Origin of the sequence: Snodgrassella sp. ESL0253, from assembly GCF_013344965.1 — a bacterium.
In the GTDB taxonomy this organism is placed as follows: Bacteria; Pseudomonadota; Gammaproteobacteria; order Burkholderiales; family Neisseriaceae; genus Snodgrassella; species Snodgrassella alvi_B.
This window is the reverse complement of sequence record NZ_JAAEDQ010000007.1, coordinates 107,331-128,365: the sequence shown is the minus strand read 5'-3', so window position 1 is coordinate 128,365 and position 21,035 is coordinate 107,331. Positions and strand designations below refer to the sequence as shown.

16 protein-coding genes are annotated in these 21,035 nt (G+C 43.9%); 7 read left to right on the top strand and 9 right to left on the bottom strand.

Annotation, left to right across the window (positions count from 1 at the left end; all coding sequences use genetic code 11):
* Positions 1 to 11 precede the first annotated feature (11 nt).
* The 5 genes from GYX26_RS07495 to GYX26_RS11710 all read left to right on the top strand — a co-directional run bounded on the left by GYX26_RS07495 (position 12) and on the right by GYX26_RS11710 (position 5,739).
* Positions 12 to 1,142 carry a carboxypeptidase family protein gene (locus tag GYX26_RS07495; protein ID WP_174828735.1) on the top strand — a complete coding sequence of 377 codons (1,131 nt, stop codon included), beginning with the start codon at positions 12 to 14 and terminating at the stop codon, positions 1,140 to 1,142.
* A gap of 156 nt (positions 1,143 to 1,298) precedes the next feature.
* Positions 1,299 to 2,363: a lysozyme inhibitor LprI family protein gene (locus GYX26_RS07490; RefSeq protein WP_174828734.1), complete on the top strand. Its 1,065-nt coding sequence runs from the start codon at positions 1,299 to 1,301 to the stop codon at positions 2,361 to 2,363.
* Positions 2,364 to 2,765: 402 nt separating this feature from the next.
* Positions 2,766 to 3,836, top strand: coding sequence for a DNA polymerase IV (dinB, locus tag GYX26_RS07485; protein WP_174828733.1), 1,071 nt, complete (start codon positions 2,766 to 2,768; stop codon positions 3,834 to 3,836).
* A 178-nt stretch (positions 3,837 to 4,014) separates the two neighbouring features.
* Entirely contained in the window at positions 4,015 to 5,253 is a 1,239-nt protein-coding gene (gene icd / locus GYX26_RS07480) for an NADP-dependent isocitrate dehydrogenase (protein ID WP_100114312.1), read from the top strand.
* Between the two features lie 189 nt (positions 5,254 to 5,442).
* Entirely contained in the window at positions 5,443 to 5,739 is a 297-nt protein-coding gene (locus GYX26_RS11710; protein ID WP_174828732.1) for a CHY zinc finger protein, read from the top strand.
* A 17-nt stretch (positions 5,740 to 5,756) separates the two neighbouring features.
* On the opposite strand, the gene GYX26_RS07470 is transcribed toward GYX26_RS11710, so the two are convergent.
* The 6 genes from GYX26_RS07470 to ettA all read right to left on the bottom strand — a co-directional run bounded on the left by GYX26_RS07470 (position 5,757) and on the right by ettA (position 14,572).
* The gene (locus tag GYX26_RS07470) at positions 5,757 to 6,521 is read right to left on the bottom strand and encodes a toxin-antitoxin system YwqK family antitoxin (RefSeq protein ID WP_174828731.1); all 765 of its coding nucleotides are present in this window, start codon (positions 6,519 to 6,521) and stop codon (positions 5,757 to 5,759) included.
* Between the two features lie 110 nt (positions 6,522 to 6,631).
* Positions 6,632 to 7,978: an aldehyde dehydrogenase family protein gene (locus GYX26_RS07465; protein WP_174828749.1), complete on the bottom strand. Its 1,347-nt coding sequence runs from the start codon at positions 7,976 to 7,978 to the stop codon at positions 6,632 to 6,634.
* Between the two features lie 113 nt (positions 7,979 to 8,091).
* Positions 8,092 to 9,627, bottom strand: coding sequence for a SurA N-terminal domain-containing protein (locus GYX26_RS07460; RefSeq protein ID WP_174828730.1), 1,536 nt, complete (start codon positions 9,625 to 9,627; stop codon positions 8,092 to 8,094).
* Positions 9,628 to 9,779: 152 nt separating this feature from the next.
* Complete coding sequence (locus GYX26_RS07455) at positions 9,780 to 10,049, bottom strand: HU family DNA-binding protein (RefSeq protein WP_037405990.1); 270 nt, start codon at positions 10,047 to 10,049, stop codon at positions 9,780 to 9,782.
* Between the two features lie 193 nt (positions 10,050 to 10,242).
* A complete protein-coding gene (gene lon / locus GYX26_RS07450; protein ID WP_370520864.1) occupies positions 10,243 to 12,690 on the bottom strand; it encodes an endopeptidase La in 2,448 nt (815 codons plus the stop codon).
* A gap of 211 nt (positions 12,691 to 12,901) precedes the next feature.
* Positions 12,902 to 14,572, bottom strand: coding sequence for an energy-dependent translational throttle protein EttA (gene ettA, locus GYX26_RS07445; protein ID WP_174828747.1), 1,671 nt, complete (start codon positions 14,570 to 14,572; stop codon positions 12,902 to 12,904).
* Positions 14,573 to 14,717: 145 nt separating this feature from the next.
* Here ettA and GYX26_RS07440 point away from each other — a divergent pair, with 145 nt between their 5' ends.
* On the top strand, positions 14,718 to 15,362 hold the full coding sequence (locus GYX26_RS07440) for a DedA family protein (RefSeq protein WP_174828746.1): 645 nt from the start codon (positions 14,718 to 14,720) through the stop codon (positions 15,360 to 15,362).
* A gap of 47 nt (positions 15,363 to 15,409) precedes the next feature.
* A complete protein-coding gene (gene mutL, locus GYX26_RS07435; RefSeq protein ID WP_174828729.1) occupies positions 15,410 to 17,338 on the top strand; it encodes a DNA mismatch repair endonuclease MutL in 1,929 nt (642 codons plus the stop codon).
* A gap of 114 nt (positions 17,339 to 17,452) precedes the next feature.
* On the opposite strand, the gene GYX26_RS07430 is transcribed toward mutL, so the two are convergent.
* The 3 genes from GYX26_RS07430 to GYX26_RS07420 all read right to left on the bottom strand — a co-directional run bounded on the left by GYX26_RS07430 (position 17,453) and on the right by GYX26_RS07420 (position 20,959).
* On the bottom strand, positions 17,453 to 19,036 hold the full coding sequence (locus GYX26_RS07430; protein WP_174828728.1) for a YdgA family protein: 1,584 nt from the start codon (positions 19,034 to 19,036) through the stop codon (positions 17,453 to 17,455).
* A 148-nt stretch (positions 19,037 to 19,184) separates the two neighbouring features.
* Positions 19,185 to 19,979 (bottom strand): RNA methyltransferase, encoded by a 795-nt coding sequence (locus tag GYX26_RS07425; protein WP_174828727.1) that lies wholly within the window; start codon positions 19,977 to 19,979, stop codon positions 19,185 to 19,187.
* Positions 19,976 to 20,959: a tRNA-dihydrouridine synthase gene (locus GYX26_RS07420; protein WP_174828726.1), complete on the bottom strand. Its 984-nt coding sequence runs from the start codon at positions 20,957 to 20,959 to the stop codon at positions 19,976 to 19,978. Before GYX26_RS07420 ends, GYX26_RS07425 begins: the two co-directional genes overlap by 4 nt.
* Positions 20,960 to 21,035 lie beyond the last annotated feature (76 nt).

The window sequence follows — 21,035 nt, the reverse complement described above, 5'->3', positions numbered from 1 at the left end:
AAAGTGGTTTCATGCTTAAAATTAGTACCCAGTTTGATGGCGGCAATATTGAAATTGTAGATGCTCAAAATCCTGACAATATTCAACTGAGATTACCAAAAGACAACGCAGCCAATATTCGTCAATGGTTTTATTTCCGCGTTCAGGGTGTAGCCTACCAGAATCTTCAGCTACACTTTATCAATGCTGCTGAATCTGCCTACCCAGCCGGCTGGGAAGATTATGAGGCAATGTGCTCTTATGATCGCGTCAACTGGTTTCGCGTTCCTACTACTTACGAAAACGGAATACTCAGCATTAATCACACACCATTGGCAAACAGTGTTTATTACGCTTATTTTGAACCGTATTCCTATGAACAGCACCTTAATTTACTTGGCGATTCGCAAAGTAGCGGACTGTGCCAGATAGAAGACTTAGGCAGTACACTGCAAGGACGCGATATTAATTTATTAACTATCGGTAATCAGGCAGCCAGTGATCTGAAAATATGGATTATTGCACGCCAGCATCCGGGCGAAACCATGGCAGAATGGTTTATCGAAGGATTACTCAATCGTTTGCTTGATCATCAGGATTCAACTGCTCGCGCACTATTGGATCAAGCCACTTTTTATATCGTTCCTAATATGAATCCAGACGGTTCTGCATTAGGAAATCTGCGCACTAATGCAGCCGGTGCTAATTTAAATCGTGAATGGTTACAGCCCAGCATGGAGCGCAGCCCAGAGGTTTTGGTAGTTCGTCAAAAAATGCATGAAACCGGCGTCGATTTATTTCTCGATATTCATGGAGATGAATCTATTCCCTATGTATTTCTTTCCGGTAATGAGGGCATACCCTCTTTTGATGAGCGTCTGCATACATTACAGGAACAGTTCAAACATGCCTTTCTGATGGCCAGCCCAGATTTTCAGGATAAATATGGTTATGAAAAAGATGCACCGGGCGAGGCAAATATGAATATGGCTACATCTTATATTGGTGAAACTTTTAAATGTTTAGCCTACACCCTGGAAATGCCATTTAAGGATAACCATCAGTGGCCAGATGATGACTTTGGCTGGAACGGACAGCGTTCTCTGCGTCTGGGTGAAGCAATTCTAAGCCCGATCTATGCGATGCTTGATAGTTTGCGTTAATTTCCACATGTTGTATCCTAAGCTTGAACATGTTTCAGGCTTTTTTTGTATTTTTTAGTAAAATCAAATGATTAAAAATTACATGCGCAGCATAATAAAGCTGGGTTATTTGTAATCATGTTGTCTATATTCATTATCAATGCTTAGGAAACAATCATGAAAAAAAGCATACTTGTGTACAGCATCATCAGTGTTCTTTCTCTGGCCGCCTGTTCACGGGATGATTCAACCTCATCACCGCAATTAAGCTGTAATAGTGAACAGTTACGCAACCAGATTCAGCAAACCCTGCAAACCGGTATTGATAACAATGCGCGCCAGTTTGCCCAAAATGACAGCCGTCAGTTTGTGGATGCTGAAAAAGTAATCGGTGCCAGCCATGAACTGAATATTGCTTTGTCAGATGGTAAGTTAGATAAGGACAGTAATGGTAATCCAATTTGCAGCAGTGAATTAAAGATTACGGTTCCGGCCAATATCTGGCAGCAAATTCAAACTAATGCACCGCTGTTATTTGGTAAATCAGATTTCATTGCACATCTGAATCAGCAGTTGCAGGGCAATGAAGTTACTCTACATGACAGTGTTTTCACCAAGCCTGTTAAATATGCTCCCGTTGCCGGCAATACCAATGCGGCTTCAGCTACCAGTGCTGCCAGCAATTTCGATCAGGCAGGTATTCAAACATTAGGTACCGTTTTGGGTAATGCTCTGCTGCCGTATGGTATCAAAGATACAGTAGTCATTGCCGGCCATACCTACAATCGCGCTGATGCCATTACTCTGATTACCAATCCTAATGCAAAAGTTTCGCCTATAGACCAGTTAAGCCCGACTGCGCAAATGGCCAGTGCCATTCTTAACGGCCATATACCTGCTATAAACAGCAACAATCAAGCCGATAGCAGCAATAATGCAGGCAAAATTTCAGAAAACAGCAGTAAATCAACCGAGATTACGGCTAATCAATTGCAACTGGCACGGGATAATAACCGCAACGCCAACAGTGTTATTAATACACACTGGCGTAATCTTGATGATACTGTACGCAAAACGTTACAGCAGGAAGAGCAGAAATGGATAGCCCGTAAGAACAGTCAATGTCAGGAAAAAGCTGCTAAAGCAGACACACCGACTCATGCAGAATTTCTGCGGCTGGAATGTGACACACAGATGACTAATGAACGCATTAAGTATCTGAGTGGCTACGCATTACATTAATCCATAATTGCAAACTAGGCACCAGTAATGTTATTTATTGCTGGTGCCTGTTCATAATCTGGTTATTTATCATTTAGTGTATAAAGATATATTCTGGACGTTAACCACTATATCAATATAATAAGATTACCTAGTCATAAGTATATAAACAGATTGGAACAAGTACAAATACTGACCATTTTAAATCAAAGTTTGAAAAATGGCAGTATGGTAAAGTAGCATACATTCTCTATATTGGTTCATATACCAGCGAAAATAGTACAATACAAAAGTTATTGGATTCTATTTTATCTAATGAATTTAGATTCATTAAAAATATTAATTAAAATATATATTTATCAGTTCCAACCAATACAGAACAGGATAAATTGAAAATAATCATTCTATATCGCACAGGGTAATATGTCAGAACGAAAAATAATCCATATTGATATGGATGCCTTTTACGCGTCAGTAGAATTGCGCGACCGTCCTGAACTAAAGAACAAGCCCGTAGTGGTTGCCTGGGATGGGCCCAGATCGGTTATCTGTGCTGCTTCATATGCTGCACGCAAGTATGGTTTACATTCAGCCATGGCCGTAACCACGGCCAAACGCTTATGTCCTCAGGCAATCTATATTCCACCAGACTTCAGTAAATATCGCGCTGTATCACAGCACATCCACAGTATTTTTAGCCGCTATACTCAACAGATTGAACCTGTATCACTGGATGAAGCTTATCTGGATGTAACCAGCTATCAGGGAATATTACCCTATGCACGTGATATTGCGCGCGAAATACGCGCCGCTATACTGGCTGAAACTGGCTTGACAGCTTCGGCAGGCATTGCGCCCAATAAATTTCTGGCTAAAATTGCTTCCGACTGGCGTAAACCCAATGGCCAGTTTGTTATCGCACCTGCACAGGTTATGGCCTTTTTACACAGTCTGCCATTAGGCAAAATTCCCGGCGTCGGTAAAGTTACCGAACAAAAAATGCGCGCCTTAGGCTGGACGACAGTAGGCGATCTGAGCCAGGTAAGCCTATCTGTTTTAGTGCACCATTTTGGCCGCTGGGGTTACCGGCTGTTTGATTTGGCTCAAGGCCGCGATGACCGTGAAGTGACGGCTGAACGTGACCGTCAGCAAATTTCTACTGAAATTACGCTGAATGATAACGAAAATCTGATTGAAATAGCCCATCATCTGCCTGAACTGGCGCAGACGCTGGTTAAGAACATGCAATATAAACAGCTTCAAGGTAGTTGTGTCACATTGAAATTAAAAAATACACATTTTCAAATTTATACCCGCTCCCAAACTTATTCGTCGCCTTTACCAGATGCTCCTGCTCTGATTGCTGCCGGACAGGATTTACTTAAACGTATGCCTAACGACAGCGCCCTATTTCGACTGATAGGTCTGGGTATCAGCCACTTTCATCAGCACGAGTATCAATCCGATTTATGGGCGCCGGGGAACACTTACTAAACAAATTTTGGCCTGAATGCTAACTGTATCTGCATTCTTCTGCCTAAAGCAGATTTACGACTACATCAAACTACATTTCTCTGGCCTAAGTTAACAAAATAAAGGATAATTAGTTTGACAGACTACAAACGGAAGTGTGTAGTCACCCATCAGAAAAAGTAACATCACAGGAGTTACCATGAGTCACATTAAAGTGCCGACAGAAGGTCATAAAATCGTTTCCGGTCAAGCCATCCCGAATGATCCTATTATTCCCTTTATTGAAGGCGATGGTATTGGTGTTGACATTACACCAGTGATGAGAGAGGTTATTGACGCTGCGGTAGCCAAAGCTTATAACGGCGCTAAAAAAATCGTCTGGATGGAAGTTTACGCTGGCGAAAAAGCGACTAAAGTTTATGGTGAAAATGTGTGGTTACCAGATGAAACACTGGAAGCCATCAAAGAATATAAAGTAGCCATCAAAGGGCCGATGACTACCCCTGTTGGCGGCGGTATCCGTTCACTGAACGTTGCTATTCGCCAGCAACTGGATTTATATCAGTGTGTTCGTCCTGTACAGTATTTCACCGGTGTACCTTCTCCACTGAAAGACCCAAGCAAGGTGAACATGGTTATTTTCCGTGAAAATACCGAAGATATTTATGCTGGTATTGAATGGCTGTCTGAAACAGAAGATGCCAAAAAAATAATCAATTTCCTGCAAAACGAAATGGGTGTTACCAAAATCCGTTTCCCGCAAACTTCCAGTATTGGTATCAAACCAGTATCCAAAGAAGGTACACAGCGCTTGACTCGTGCTGCCATCCGTTATGCTATTGATAACGACCGTGACAGCGTTACTTTTGTTCATAAAGGTAACATTATGAAATTCACCGAGGGCGGTTTCCGTGACTGGTCTTATGAAGTGGCTAAAAATGAATTTGGTGCCACTTTAATTGGTGAAGGCCCATGGTGTGAATTCAAGAATCCGAAAACTGGCAAAAATATCGTTATTAAAGATTGTATTGCCGACGCTTTCTTGCAGCAGATTCTGTTGCGCCCGGCTGAATATGATGTGATCGCCACCCTGAATCTGAATGGTGATTATATTTCTGATGCTTTAGCAGCACAGGTAGGCGGTATTGGCATTGCTCCGGGTGCCAATATTTCTGATGAATACGCTGTCTTCGAAGCTACTCATGGTACAGCGCCCAAATATGCTGGTCAGGACAAAGTTAATCCGGGCTCCCTTATTCTGTCTGCTGAAATGATGTTGCGTCATTTAGGCTGGAAAGAAGCAGCAGACTTGGTGAATGCTTCTATTGAAAAAGCCATTGCTGATAAAATCGTTACTTATGATTTTGCCCGCATGATGGAAGGTGCAAAAGAAGTTTCCTGCTCTGCATTCGGCAAGGCTTTAATTGAACGCATGTAATCTAAAGCTACTTAGTCATGACAAACCGAATCTGTTTTAAGGATTCGGTTTTTTTACAATTTCAGCCTTTAGATATATGTGCTTGCGTATAATAATTATGTCGCTTTAGTTGATACTAGCCTGTTAATTGATAAAGCCGGCAATTTCATTATAATATATTCAAATTAAATAGAATTGATAAATAAGAACATGATTTTAGGAATTGAAACTGATTCATGTGGTCGCTGTGTACATTATCATAATGAAAATGATATTGCCGCACTTCAATGTGGCCAATGTAAGCAATATTATGCCTGTTTTAAATGTCATGACCAGCTATGTGACCATCAGTTTGTTCCCATGGCAACTGCAAACAGCAAGCCAGTTATGTGCGGTAAGTGCAAAAGTCTTCTGACTTATGAACAATATCAGCAATATACCTGTCCATTTTGTCAGGCATCATTCAATCCACGCTGTGCATTACATAAGGATATTTATTTTAAATAATTAGCTACGAATATTTTTTAATTGCCATCCAGATCAACAATCAAGCCGTCTTCATCCCATTCGGTTTTGCGTATCAATTCGTTTTTTTCAAATATCGATTCACTTTTTTTAGCACCGGAATCATACCAGCTCAGCACTACACCACTTACCTTATTATTATGTATAGCCACATCGGCAAGCAGATGTCCTTTATCATCCCATGTTGTCATGGTTTGAACTACGCCCTGATGTACATTCATATCCTGTTTTATCTGGCCATTTGGATACCAGCGCTGCCAGCGGCCTTCAGCTTTACCATTAACAAAATACAGCTCCCCACGTTTTTGCCCGTTTTCATACCAGCTTAAAGTACGGCCATTCGGCATACCCTTTCGCCAGTTCATTTCAATTGCCTTCTGACCATTGGGATACCAAGTATGCCATTTCCCAACAGGCTTGCCGTTTTTGTAGTCACCCTGTATTTTTTTATGGCCATCTGGATACTGTAGCTGTAATTTGCCTTCTTTCATGGCCGGAATAAACTGTTGCAGTTTATCTATCGGTAAAGCATAGCTATCACTGTATTTGCTTTTAGCCGGATCAGAAAATTCCTGTACATCGATATGATTGCCATTATCATGAAATTGTTGCACATGTTGTACTTCAGACTGTTTTTGAACAACCTGACTATTTGCATCAAAATACACAGTCTTGTGTTTGTGCGATTTAATCTGCCACACTATCGCTATCAGAATGAGTATTATTGCGAGTACGAACCAGTAAAAACGTCTGGCCACATACATGATTTTTATCCCTTTTCACTAAGCAGTGTCATTATTTTATGCAATAAATATTATTTCTATCGTTATTACATTTTTTTTCAAACAATGCAATCACTATCAGCCTTAGCCACTTATTTTTGCCAGTAAGTTTTAATATTAACAAATTCATAGATACCAAATTCAGACAATTCACGCCCGAATCCAGAATCTTTTACACCTCCAAACGGCAAACGCAAATCACTGCTGGTATGGCGATTGATAAATACACTCCCTACATTTAACTGTTCGGCAAACTGCCATGCTAAATAGGCATCCTGCGTATAAATACTGGCGCCCAGACCAAAAGGATTGTCATTGGCCAGCTTCAGTGCATGGGCATTGTCTCGCGCACGCAGGATAATAGCCACTGGTCCGAATACCTCTTCATTGTATACGCGACAATCCGGATTTACTTTATCCAATATAGTGGCTGGATAAAACCAGCCCGGCATATCGCTTGGAATTTCACCACCAAGCAGACATTGCGCACCATGAGCCAGCGCATCCTGTACCTGTGTGTGGACAGCTGTACGTAAATCCTGCCGGTGTAGTGGTGCTAAAGTGGTCGTTGGCAGCCATGGTTCACCCATCTGCAATTGTTGACAATGCTGCTGCAACGCCGCAAGAAAATCTTCTGCAATTTCATTATGGACTATAAGCCGTTTGGCTGCATTGCAGGATTGTCCGGCATCACGAAAACGCGAATAACACGCCTCTGAAGCGGCCTGTTTCACATCTGCATCATTTAATACAATGAATGCATTGCTTCCACCCAGCTCCATGACGCATTTACGCAGATGCCGGCCAGCCAGTGCAGCAAGATAACGTCCTGTCTGAGTAGAACCAGTAAAAGCCAGTGCCTGTGTGTGTGCAATGGCATACTCGATATCATCATTATCTAGCCAAGTCAGTTGTAAAGGTAAGTCATTACCTGTCAGATCAAACAGCATCTGGCTGATTTGGCCTACTGAAGGAGCCGGCTTTACCAGACAGGCGTTGCCCGCACATAAGGCCGGAATGGCAAAACGCAGAATCTGCCATACTGGATAATTCCACGGCATAACGGCCAGTACAGTACCCAATGGCTCAAAACGCACCTGACTCAGGCTTGCCTGTGTAGCAATGGTTTTGTGTGCCAGTAGTTCAGGTGCCAGATGGGCGTAATAGCGGATTAATGCAATTGATTTACTGATTTCTGCTTCACATTCGCGCAAACAGCGCCCTACTTCAATACAAATCTGATAGGCCAGCTCGGCTTTTGCCTGTTCCAGACGCTGAGCAAAAGCAAGTAAACGGCGGGTACGAGTTTGTACATTTTCGCTGGCAAAGCCATGTTGTTGTCGGGCCAGTTGCTGATACTGTAGCTCGAATTCAGCTTTTGTCAGACTTTTACGGTTGAACAGAACCTCACCCGTAATGGCATGGTAACTGGTATACAACACAACAATCCTTAAACTGCGAAAATATGAATCAGACAGTATGCAACACAATACAGCAGCAGGTTATCAGACGATATTGACCTTATAAAAATTTATAAGGTCAATGATGGAAATTATTGCTCGTCACCAGTTTCCAGTTTCTGTACGCCCTGCTTGATTTTATAACGGCTCTTTAACCACTCCAGATTACTGGTTGCCAGATTTTGCGCCAGACTCTGACTGATCACCTGTTTGGCCTGTGGCAAAACATTACCCATATCCTGTGGTGGCATGATTGCATTAATTTTTACCAGCACCGGATTTTGCTGATCCTTGAGCATGATATATGCTGGTTTGCCATTTGCCGGTTTGGCTTTAATCCAGGATTGGAAATCATCCTTGGACATAAGGGCCACGGCCTGTTGTGGTGTCAGATCAGCACTAGGCGACCATGATAGGTTGGAATTGGTACCTTTATTTACGGCATCCAAAGCCTGTTTGGCTGCTGCTGTGGCAAGCTTTTTGCTTTCTACAGCAACATAATCCTGCTGTACCTGTGATTTAACTTCTGTAAAGGGTGCCTGATGCTCTTTGCGTACATCAAGAGCACGCACTACCCAGTATGTTCCATTGCCAATATCAACCGGTTCAGAGTTGTAGCGTTTAACCAGTACATCATTGCCAAACAAAACATCCTGCAAGGCCTTCGGCATACCACCAGCGCTGGCCATATCACGGGTTATCCAGCCTTGATCAACCTTGTGAATCTGCAAGCCAAGCTTGTCAGTAATAGGTTGTAATGTTTTAGGGTTGTTAAAGGCCAGATCACTGACACTTTCTTTCATTTTGGCTACCTGCGCTACGCCTTTACGAGCCTGAATCTCCTGAGTTAGCTGTGCTTTTACGTCTTCCAGAGCTGGCTTGGGTGCAGAGGCAGAAGTTGGAATCTGGTCATAAGCTTCTTTCAATTCTGCTTCACTGACATTCTCTTTAGCACCCAGTTCGGCGGCAGATAGCTGCACAAATTCGTATTTTACTGCCTGTGGCAGATAATACTGTTTTTTGTTAGCTTCGTAATAAGCTTTCAGCTTGCTGTCGTCTATGGCTACCTTGCTAGCAAAATCTGCTGCGGGAAAAGTGATTGTCTGTAATTGGCGTGCAGCCTGCAACAGATTAACCATCTGCGTTGCCTGTGTATCACTAACCAGATTACCGGCTTTCATCAGATTGAGCATGGTTTGCATGGCATACTGTTGACGCAAACCATTTACTAGCGCTTCTTCAGACATGCCAGCCTGTTGCAGAAATGCACGATATTTGGCTTCAACAAATTTTCCGTTTTCCTGAAAACTCGGATCGGATGCAATAACCTGCTTTATCTGTTCGATTGATACGCTGATACCCATATCATGGGCACCTTGCTGAATATAGGCCTGATCAACGAGACTGTCATAAGCAAGCTGTTTGCTCACTGGGTTGCCGGAGGCATTCTGTAATCGCCGCTGAAAATCATTAACATCATTAACTTTGATTTTAATATCACCAATTTTACTGATGTAATCAGTACCTGGGACAGCCAGCGAATAACCACCTGCAAACACAAAACTCAGGCAAATTACACCCAGAATAATCTGGGCCGGTGTTCTATATTTTTCTACAATGTGGAACATGAGATTCAGTTAACTTTTCTAAAGCAGATAATACTTCCTATTGTAGCGTTTTTTGTTAAGCTAAACCATGCTGTTTGAAGCGCATATGCACAAAAACGACAGACAACAGAAAAGGCGGGATATCCCGCCTTGATGTATTACGCAACCTCAAATTAAAGAGCGTCTTTCAGTGCTTTACCGGCACGGAATTTAGGCGTTTTAGCGGCCTTGATTTCCAATGGTTCACCAGTTTTGGGATTACGTCCAGCACGAGCCGCACGCTCACCAACATAAAATGTACCAAAACCCACCAGTGTTACCGTATCGCCACCTTTCAGTGCATTGGTGACAGCGCTGATCATACCGTCTAGTGCCTTCGCTGCAGAAGCTTTAGATAAATCGGCCTCTTGGGCAATGGCTTCAATCAATTCAGACTTATTCACAATAAAGTCCCTTTCTGTTGTTATGTTCATATGATTTTCAGGTACCACATGTCTGGTAGAGCCTGAACAATACATTACGATTACTTTATAACAAGGCCAAATTCTTTATGTCAAGCATCGATACAGACGCAATGAGTTAAAACAGGCCAAAAACAAAGCCATTCACCAATTAGTGTTGGTGAATGGCTGCATATCAATGTTTTACGGTTTTTGTAGTTGACTTAGTCGCAGACTTGGCTAATACGCCCTCTTCTGGAACGCTTTGCCAAGGACTAGGCGGATATGCCAGTCCCAGATTGAGCACTTCATCAATCCACTGTACCGGATGAATGGTTAGCTTTTCACAGATGTTAGCCGGAATTTCTTCCAAATCTTTAACATTGTCTTTCGGAATCAGTACATGCTTGATACCACCGCGTAAAGCCGCCAGCAGCTTTTCTTTCAGGCCGCCAATCGGCAGTACTTCACCCCGCAGGGTAATTTCACCTGTCATGGCTACATCTGCTCGTACTGGAATGCCGGTAAACGCTGAAACCAGAGCCAGAGTGATTGCGCTACCAGCACTGGGTCCATCCTTGGGAGTAGCACCTTCGGGGACATGAACATGAATGTCGTTTTTCTCATAAAAATCGGGTTCAATACCCAGACTTTCAGCTCGGGAACGTACAACACTCCATGCAGCACTCACAGATTCCTGCATCACATCGCCCAGTTTGCCGGTGCGTAGAATGTTTCCTTTACCACGGAACTTGCTGGCTTCAATGGTTAAGAGCTCACCACCCACTTCAGTCCAGGCCAGACCGGTAACCTGTCCGACACGATTTTCATTTTCTGCCACACCATAATCAAAGCGGCGCACGCCCAGATAATCATGTAAATTGTCGGCATTGATAATAATTTCTTCCGGTTTGGATTTGGCTTTCTTACCTTTACCAGCACCCACTTTCTCTTCTGCAACAGCCTGCTTCATAACCACTTTGCGGCAAATCTTGGCAATCTCACGATCCAGTGAGCGTACACCGGCTTCGCGGGTGTAATAGCGGATAATATCGCGCACAGCAGATTCTTCGATGCGGATTTCACCCTCACGTACACCGTTTTGCTTAGTTTGCTTGGCTACCAGATATTTCATGGCAATATTGATTTTCTCGTCTTCGGTATAACCGGAAAGACGAATAATCTCCATACGGTCAAGCAGTGGCGTAGGAATATTCAGGCTGTTGGATGTAGCAATAAACATCACATCCGACAAATCAAACTCTACTTCTGCATAGTGGTCGGAAAATGAATGATTTTGTTCAGGATCGAGCACTTCAAGTAAAGCACTGGCCGGATCACCACGAAAATCATTACCTAATTTATCAATCTCATCCAGCAAAAACAGTGGATTTTTTACACCAGCTTTGGCCATGTTTTGCAGAATTTTACCGGGCATGGAGCCAATATAGGTACGACGATGGCCACGAATTTCACTTTCATCGTGTACCCCACCCAGTGCCATGCGCACATATTTACGGCCGGTAGCCTTAGCAATAGATTCACCCAGTGAGGTTTTACCTACCCCAGGTGGCCCAACCAGGCACAAAATAGGACCTTTGAGCTGGTTCATGCGCTTCTGTACGGCCAGATATTCAAGAATGCGCTCTTTTACCTTTTCCAAGCCATAATGATCTGCATTCAGAATCAGGTCTGCTTTGGCAATATCCTTGCTGACTTTGGATTTCTTTTTCCATGGTAATTCAAGCAGGGTATCAATATAGTTACGCACGACGGTAGATTCCGCAGACATAGGTGGCATCATGCGTAGCTTTTTGAATTCAGACAGACATTTTTCTTCAGCTTCTTTGCTCATACCAGCCTGACGAATCTGTGCTTCAAGATTAGCCAGATCATCATCTTCTTCGCCAAGTTCTTTCTGAATCGCTTTTACCTGCTCATTCAGATAGTACTCACGCTGCGATTTTTCCATCTGCCGTTTCACTCGGCCACGAATACGTTTTTCCACCTGAAGAATATCCAGTTCGGACTCAAGCAGGTGTAGCAAATGCTCCAGACGTGCGGTGACATTTACCATGGTCAGAATCTGCTGGCGCTGATCCAGTTTTAGCTGTAAATGGGCAGCAATGGTATCAGCCAGCCGACTTAGCTGTTCAATTCCATGGATAGTAGTTACCACTTCTGCCGGAATTTTCTTGTTTAATTTTGCCAGTTGCTCAAACTGGGATAACAATGTGCGACGCAACGCCTCATCATTATGAGTATCCTCATCAGTATCTTCACATTTAACGATGTGTGCTTCGACATATGGGCCACTTTCATCGATATACTGTACTTGGGCCCGATACAAACCTTCTACCAATACTTTAACGGTACCATCAGGTAATTTAAGCACTTGCAGAATACTGGCTACTGTACCCATAGCATACATATCTTCTGCATGCGGCTCATCAGTATCAGCATTTTTCTGGGCCAGTAAGAATACTGGTTCGTCATGCTCCATTGCTGCATCCAGAGCCGCTATGGATTTTTCCCGACCTACAAACAGGGGCAATACCATATGCGGGTAAACAACAACGTCACGCAGGGGCAACATTGCCATTGTGGTTGGCTGCACTGGAGGAGAATCATAAACTTCAGCCATGTAATGCCTCAATCTTTCCTGAAAATATGCAATAAAATTGAATGTGAAAATGGTGCTGAACCAGCGTTTTTCAAGTACTTTTGCGGTATGGTGACCATTGAAAAGTTTCAATGTTTAGAGCATTAATTATTATGAATGTTAACTATAGAGATTAAGAGAGATAGGCCGGACAAATCTGATTACTAAAATCAGCCTGTCCGGCTTTAGGGTATCAGCGGGTTACCGGTTTGTAACGAATGCGTTTGGGTTTGGCGCCCTCCTCACCCAGACGGCGTTTTTTGTCTGCTTCATATTCCTGATAATTACCATCAAAAAATACCCATCTGGATTCACCTTCAGCCGCCAGAATATGCGTAGCAATGCGGTCAAGAAACCAGCGGTCGTGTGATACCACCAGTACACTGCCTGCAAATTCCAGTAATGCATCTTCCAGTGCGCGCAGGGTTTCCACGTCAAGATCATTGGAAGGTTCATCCAGTAATAATACATTACCACCAGAAATCAGGGTTTTAGCCAGATGCAACCGGCCACGTTCGCCACCAGAAAGTTTACCGACAATTTTGCTCTGGTCACTGCCTTTGAAATTGAATCTCCCCAGATAGGCACGTGCCGGAATTTCAAATTGCCCCACCTGTAAAATATCACGCCCCTCTGCAATCTCATCAAACACGTTCTTATCTTCATGCAGGCCGTGACGACTCTGGTCTACTACTGACATTTTAACAGTCTGCCCAATCTTCACCTGCCCCTGATCCGGCTGTTCCTGCCCGGTAATCAGCTTAAACAATGTGGATTTACCTGCGCCATTGGGACCGATAATGCCAACAATGGCACCCGGCGGAATTTTGAAACTCAAATCATCAATCAGTAATTTGTCGCCAAAACTTTTGCTGACATGCTCAAATTCGATCACTTCATTGCCCAGACGCTCAGCCACCGGTATGAAAATTTCCTGTGTTTCGTTGCGTTTCTGGTATTCATAATTACTCATTTCCTCAAAGCGAGCCAGACGGGCTTTTGATTTGGCCTGACGTCCGCGTGCATTCTGGCGTACCCACTCAAGCTCTTGTTTCATGGCTTTGATACGTGCAGCTTCTGCTTTTGCTTCATGTTCCAGCCGCGCTTCTTTCTGTTCCAGCCAGGAACTATAATTGCCTTTCCACGGAATACCATGGCCACGGTCTAATTCCAGAATCCATTCAGCGGCGTTATCCAGAAAATAGCGGTCGTGTGTTACGGCAACTACCGTACCGGGGAAACGAACCAGAAACTGCTCCAGCCATTCTACTGATTCAGCATCCAGATGGTTGGTAGGTTCGTCCAGCAGTAGCATGTCCGGTTTGCTTAATAACAGTTTGCATAAGGCCACACGGCGTTTTTCACCACCAGACAAATTACCGATTCGCGCATCCCAGTCTGGCAGACGTAAAGCATCAGCAGCAATTTCAAGCTGATGTTCGATATTATCGCCGGCACCAGCGGTAATGATGGCTTCCAGACGTGCCTGTTCTTCGGCCAGTGCATCAAAATCAGCATCTGGTTCGGCATAAGCGGCATAAACTTCTTCCAGTTTCTTCTGCGCACCGGCTATATCACCCAGTCCAGATTCCACTTCTTCGCGTACAGTTTTATCAGCATCTAATTGTGGTTCCTGTGGTAAGTAGCCGATTTTGATGCCACTCATTGCAATGGCTTCACCTTCAAACTCGGTATCCACCCCAGCCATGATTTTCAGTACAGTAGATTTGCCTGCACCGTTTAGTCCCAACAGACCAATTTTGGCGCCCGGAAAAAAGGATAGGGAAATATCTTTGATAATCTGTTTTTGTGGCGGCACGGTTTTACTTACGCGCAGCATTGAGTACACATATTGGCTCATAATATCTTCAGTAGATTAAATTTAGTCTATATCAGCCTTAATTGTGGCTGAAGGTTATAAATTTGATTTTAACATGCATATAACTGCTGTCACGGAATGCTTTGCGTTAAAATGCTTCCTTTTGTCTCTCTCGCCATGGCCTATGAACATCATCTCCACTCTGATAGATTTTATTTTACATATTGACCAGCACCTGCAATTTATTGTTACTCAATATGGTGTATGGATTTATGTTATTCTATTCGTTTTGATTTTTTGCGAAACTGGGTTGGTGGTTACGCCTTTTCTGCCGGGTGATTCCTTGTTATTTGCGGCTGGCGGAATAGCGGCCGTTGGCGAGATGAATGTCCATTTGATGGTGGTACTGTTGCTAGCAGCAGCAATTATTGGTGATGCGGTAAATTTCTCAGTTGGAAAGAAATTCGGTGCGCTTCTGTTTGCCAATCCACAATCTCGGCTATTCAGGCAGGTTTATCTACACAAAACGCAGGCATTTTATGCAAAACATGGTGGAAAAACCATTATTATTGCGCGTTTTGTACCAATTGTACGAACATTTGCGCCCTTTGTGGCCGGTATGAGCCATATGCATTATGGTCATTTTCTGCGTTACAACTGTATTGGTGCTATTCTCTGGGTAGTGCTGTTTTCCTATGCCGGCTATTTTTTTGGTAATCTGCCATTTATTAAGCAGAATCTTTCTCTGGCACTGGTTATAATTATTGCCATTTCTTTTTTACCGGCCATTATTGAGATTCTGCGACACAGGCAGACAGCATACAAAAACAATTAGATATTTAATTTTATTCTGCTGCTGATTTCAAAACTTACAGGCAAGATATGAGCCAGATACATCTGTTACCCGATCATTTAATTAATCAAATAGCAGCCGGAGAGGTGATTGAGCGTCCGGCCAATGCGCTTAAAGAAATTATTGAAAACAGTCTCGATGCCAGAGCCAGCCGTATTGATATTCAACTGGAAGCCGGTGGCATTAAACGCTTGTCTGTAACTGATGACGGACAGGGCATGAGCGAGACAGACATACCACTTGCCTTGCATCGCCATGCCACCAGCAAAATCAGCACACTGGAAGATCTGGAAAAGGTAGTAAGCATGGGGTTTCGCGGTGAAGGGCTGGCCAGTATTGCTTCAGTAAGCCGCTTAACTTTAACCAGCCGCACTGCTACTGCTACCCACGCTACCCAGATTTATGCAGAAGATGGTAAGCTGAGTTCCGTCAAGCCGGCAGCACACGCTTCAGGCACCACGGTAGAAGTTGTTGAACTTTTTTTCAATACACCGGCCAGACGCCAGTTTCTTAAATCACCAAGCACCGAGTTTGCTCACTGCCGTACCATGGTAGAACGTCTGGCTCTGGCACATCCTGATGTAGCTTTTGAATTACAGCACAACGGCAAGAATATATTCACGCTACCGGCACAATCCCTTTCGGAACGCTGCACCGCCATTATGGGAGCAGATTTTATCGCAGCCAGCCTAAATGTGGATGAAGCAATAAATGGCATGCGTTTACATGGTCTGATTGGCAAACCGACTTTTGCGCAAGGAAAAACCAGCCAGCAATACATTTTTGTCAATCAGCGCTTTGTACGTGACAAAATCATTTTACATGCAGTAAAACAGGCTTATAACGATGTTTTGCATCAAGCATTAACACCGGCATTTGCGCTTTTTCTTACGCTGCCGCCTACGGATGTCGATGCGAATGTGCATCCTACCAAAACCGAAGTGCGTTTCCGGCAGAGTCAGGCTGTGCACCAGTTGATTTTTCATGCTTTGAATAAATGTCTGGCCGCCACCAATGCTACTCAAACTGAATCCATTTCTCAGCCAGCCGCAGTGCTGGCAGATATCATGCACAAACAGCCAGCCAGTGTACAACAACTGTTTCCAGCACAAGAAAAGACTGGCTCAAAACAGGCACCGGCACCCTATCACCGTAGCCATACACCAGTACAGCGCAGCTTAAGTTTAAAAGAATCCCAAGCTGCCCTGAATACTTATGCCGAACTGTACAGGCCAGAAACAACATCAGCGGCAGACAAGGTTGCTACAGCTGATGCTGAAAAAATTGATAGTGAACTGGCTAACTGGGAACAGGTGCGGGGTATTTCTGCTGCGCAAGTACCGGTACAGATATCGGCAAATGAGACAAATGCGCCCCCGCTAGGCTACGCCATTGCACAGCTACTGGATATTTATATTCTGGCACAGGCTGAAGAAGCATTGATTCTGGTAGACATGCATGCCACTGCCGAGCGTGTAAATTATGAAAAGATGAAGCAACAACGCGATGCTAATGGCAAGGTGAGCAGTCAGACATTGCTGATTCCTGTTCGCTTTACTGCCAGCCATGAGGAAATTGCTTCGGTAACCGAATATGCTACCACCCTGCATGATTATGGTCTGGATATTACCATTGAAAATAATCAGCAACTGGTGGTTCATACGGTACCGGCAATGCTGGTTAAAAGTGACATTCAGCAACTGGTACAGCAGGTACTGGCTGATTTGATGACCATTGGCAGTAGTGATGTGATACGGGAACGTGAAAATCGTATTCTGTCTACTTTAGCCTGCCATGGTTCAGTACGTGCCGGGCGTAAACTGACACTACCGGAAATGAATGCTTTGCTGCGGGATATGGAACAGACTGAACGGGCAAATCAATGTAATCATGGCCGTCCTACGTGGGTAAAATTGCGTTTGCAGGATTTGGATGCACTCTTTTTACGCGGACAGTAATATTTTGCCAGTGCTTAGTGACGCTATGCTGACCAGCAGTATTTACTGACTTAACATTTATTATAAAACCCTCTTAATCAATTGATTAAGAGGGTTTTGTGATTTCATTACTGCTTAGTGAGTATTGGCAGCTTCTGGTGCTGAGGCTGCCGGCAATTCGGCATAATCAGGTTCATTCTCTGGTTCAGGTTCAATATTCCATATTTTGCCATTCAGATAAACTTTACCATTGATTAATTTAAGATGTGTTTTCACAATACCATTGGTTACCTGTATGTAACCACGTGCCTGCATGGATTTAATCGCACTATCAATCATCAGGCGGATTGTCTGATCAATATCTTCCAGAGCTTCAGCACCGCCGGCACTGGCATCCACCGTAAACAGCGCCCGTGCCTGACTGATGGCAAAATTTTCCATAATGGCCTGAGGAATAGCGAAATCCATTTCCGCTTCGGTTTTATTCAGCATCAGTCCCAGTTGCTGCATATCGGAAGCAAGCAGGCTTTTGAAACCCAAACTACCATGGATATCAATCAGTCCCTGCGGCATTTGCAGTTTAAAACTGTTGAGTTTGAGAAGTGGGTCGTGAGTAAATAAACCCAGTCCTTCATTGCGCACTGCCGCTACTATTGCTGCGCGTAGCTGCTCATTACTCAGATTCTGGCTTGATAGCTGGGTAATTTTATTATTGATTGCTACCAGACTGGCCGCATCCAGATGTTCAGCCGAGGCATCAATATCCAGCGGGCCATAAATATCATTACCATACTGCAATTTGGCAAAGCCAAATTTACCATTACTGTTAATCCATTGATCTTTTTCTTCAGTAGAGGTAGCCAGTTTCAAATCCTGAATGATAATTTTGGTAGGCATACTGTTGCCAGCCGGACTGATGAAGGCACCAATCTGTAAGTTGGTTACCAAATTAACCAGTTGATCCAGACGGATAGTATTGTCTGTGGTATCGTTCCAGGTAAAGGTAATGGCCTTGATACGCAAATCGCTGTTACCTAAAGCGAGTGAGGTTTTGCCGTGTTCAGTATGGCTATTAAGCTGCAAATCCTGATAGGAAGCACGTCCTTTGCTGGCAAGAACCATATCCAGCCCGGGGCTGACGGTATGGCTGTCATAACTGTTAAAGTCTTCAGCATAATCAATCGTTGATTCCAGCCCCTGCCAGTTGATTTTGATACCAGACAATTCTTCGTAATTGAATTTTGGTATCACAACGTGCATTTGGCCGCTGCCGCCCAGATTAATCGTATTTTCCAGTCTGACTGGTGCTTCCTGCCCGAAAAAACGCGCCAGAATCTGCTGAGCTTGCGGAGTGAAACGCAATTCGGTTTCTACATGCGCGCGTACTGGACGAATACTGCCTGCAAATAAACCATGCTGTACATGATTAACCAGCGTAATTGGCTGTTGCAGTACTGTACGCACATTATCGGGTAACTGCTGCTGCACTCCGGCAAAGAAACTTGGCTTAAAGCGTATCTGCATGGTTTCTGTAGAAGTAAACCAGCCACGTTGATAGCTTTGTTTATCAATCACTAGAAAAGGACTTTTGGCCAGTAAAGCGCGTTGCTGATCCAGACTTTGCTGAGCTTTAGCTCCTAAATAATAAGGCAAAGCCAGTGCAATAAGCAGTATAACTGCCAAAATGGCAGCGATGATTGTTACAATTCGTTTATTCATGCTCGAAATGTCTTATATATCCACATTCTGGAAGATTTGCAGGATAACACCAAACTGGCCGTTTGTCCGCCGTGTTTGCCTGTGATAACACCTTATTTCAGGGTTAAAGACAATCAGAACAGCCAGCTTAATAAAAAATATTAATTATTTAGCATCCTGCCTGTAGCCGCTGTCGCTGTTGTTCAAACAAACAGACAGTTGCAGCCATGGCTACGTTGAGTGATTCTGTTTGCCCGCTCATCGGAATAATCACGTGTCTGGATGCAGTTTGTAGTATTTTTGCACTCAAACCACTGCCTTCATTACCAAACAGCCAGCCGGCAGGCTGAGTCAGATTCAATGTATAGATACTTTTGGCCGATGTGCTTAATGCAGTAGCATACAATGGCCAGGTGTAATCTGCACACCAGGCAGCCAAATCTGTAACAGTTTGAATATTCAGATAAGCATGCGCACCCATTGCTGCACGCAATACTTTGGGTGACCAGACATCAACACTGTCTTTGCTCAGGACAATATTATCAATACCGGCAGCCAGTGCACTGCGTAAAATTGTACCCACATTGCCGGGGTCTTGCACTCGCTCTAACAGCACGACATCCTGAATCTCTGTTGCAGCGGTATTTTCTGGTAACTGTACTATTGCAACTGGCTCTCTTGAACTGACTAAATCGCTGATTTTGTCCAATAGATTATCAGCAACCAGTACCACTTTCTGCAACGGCATTTTTGCTATTAAGGCAGCTATTTCATGGTTATGTTCGCGCAGTTGCGGTACATACAGCGTTTGAATTGAATGCCCTGCCTGCATAAATGTCTGAATAAGGTGTATTCCCTCCAGAACGGCGAGCTGATGCTGACGGCGGTAATTTGATTGAGCAATTAAACGGGCTAAATGTTTAAGTTCACTATTGCTGGCAGATTGAATAATTTTATGCTTCATCCAGTAATCTGGCTTTCTGTTTGCTGTTGACTAAGAATCTGGCTGATATCTGCGATGGTAGTCAGAGTACGTAACTGAGTAAATAACTGCCCGGCTTCTGGATAGGTTAATTTTAGCATTGCCAGCCACTGCTTTAACCTTGCTACCGGATAGTTAGCATTGGCGGCAGCTTTACTGCAACAGCAGTCAAAAAAATCATTAATCCACGGCAGAATTTCTGGCCATGACAAAGAAGGAATTATTTTTCCCTGATTATAAGCGGCAATTTGTCGGGCTAAATCAGGCCGCTGAACGGCACCACGCCCCAGCATCACATCCGTACAGCCGCTGACAGAACGAATTTGCTGATAATCGGCCAGCGTGAATACATCGCCATTTGCAATAACAGGAATGCTAACAGCCTGTCTGATACGGGCAATCCATTCCCAGTGTGCAGGCGGCCGGTATCCTTCGGTTTTGGTACGCGCATGAACGGTAAGCTCTCCTGCCCCACCCTGTTCTATGGCTTGAGCACAGGCCAGTGCCAAATCTTTATTCTCATAACCCAGACGCATTTTCGCACTGAGCATGATTTCAGCAGGCAAATTCCGGCGCACAGTAGCCACTATCTGCTCTATTTTTTCAGGATACTGTAAAAGGATTGCCCCACCCTGATGCTGGTTAACAGTGGGTGCCGGACAGCCAAAATTTAAATCAATGTGCGTAGCACCCAGCTCAACCACTTTTCGGGCGTTCTGCGCCATGTTTTCAGCATGGCTGCCCAATATTTGTACTACTACGGCAGTACCAGCATGAGTCTGATTAGCATGTGCCAGTTCTGGCATGTATTTTAGCCATATGGAACGCCCATGTACGGTATGAGTAATACGGACAAATTCAGTGACACAAATATCAAAGCCGCCGATACGGGTTAACAAATCGCGCATGGGTGCATCAATCAACCCCTGCATGGGTGCCAAAAATAATCTGGGCGAATTCATTTTTGCTTGCAAACTAGCGTGACTCACACGAATAACCATTACTCAACTATAAAAAATAACGCAACCTGTTTTCATC

Excerpts from the sequence above, each read along its gene's own strand:
- GYX26_RS07495 (WP_174828735.1), top strand. The coding sequence starts at position 12 with ATGCTTAAAATTAGTACCCAGTTTGATGGCGGCAATATTGAAATTGTA.
- GYX26_RS07490 (WP_174828734.1), top strand. The coding sequence starts at position 1,299 with ATGAAAAAAAGCATACTTGTGTACAGCATCATCAGTGTTCTTTCTCTG.
- dinB (WP_174828733.1), top strand. The coding sequence starts at position 2,766 with ATGTCAGAACGAAAAATAATCCATATTGATATGGATGCCTTTTACGCG.
- icd (WP_100114312.1), top strand. The coding sequence starts at position 4,015 with ATGAGTCACATTAAAGTGCCGACAGAAGGTCATAAAATCGTTTCCGGT.
- GYX26_RS11710 (WP_174828732.1), top strand. The coding sequence starts at position 5,443 with ATGATTTTAGGAATTGAAACTGATTCATGTGGTCGCTGTGTACATTAT.
- GYX26_RS07470 (WP_174828731.1), bottom strand. The coding sequence starts at position 6,521 with ATGTATGTGGCCAGACGTTTTTACTGGTTCGTACTCGCAATAATACTC.
- GYX26_RS07460 (WP_174828730.1), bottom strand. The coding sequence starts at position 9,627 with ATGTTCCACATTGTAGAAAAATATAGAACACCGGCCCAGATTATTCTG.
- lon (WP_370520864.1), bottom strand. The coding sequence starts at position 12,690 with ATGGCTGAAGTTTATGATTCTCCTCCAGTGCAGCCAACCACAATGGCA.
- mutL (WP_174828729.1), top strand. The coding sequence starts at position 15,410 with ATGAGCCAGATACATCTGTTACCCGATCATTTAATTAATCAAATAGCA.
- GYX26_RS07430 (WP_174828728.1), bottom strand. The coding sequence starts at position 19,036 with ATGAATAAACGAATTGTAACAATCATCGCTGCCATTTTGGCAGTTATA.
- GYX26_RS07425 (WP_174828727.1), bottom strand. The coding sequence starts at position 19,979 with ATGAAGCATAAAATTATTCAATCTGCCAGCAATAGTGAACTTAAACAT.
- GYX26_RS07420 (WP_174828726.1), bottom strand. The coding sequence starts at position 20,959 with ATGAATTCGCCCAGATTATTTTTGGCACCCATGCAGGGGTTGATTGAT.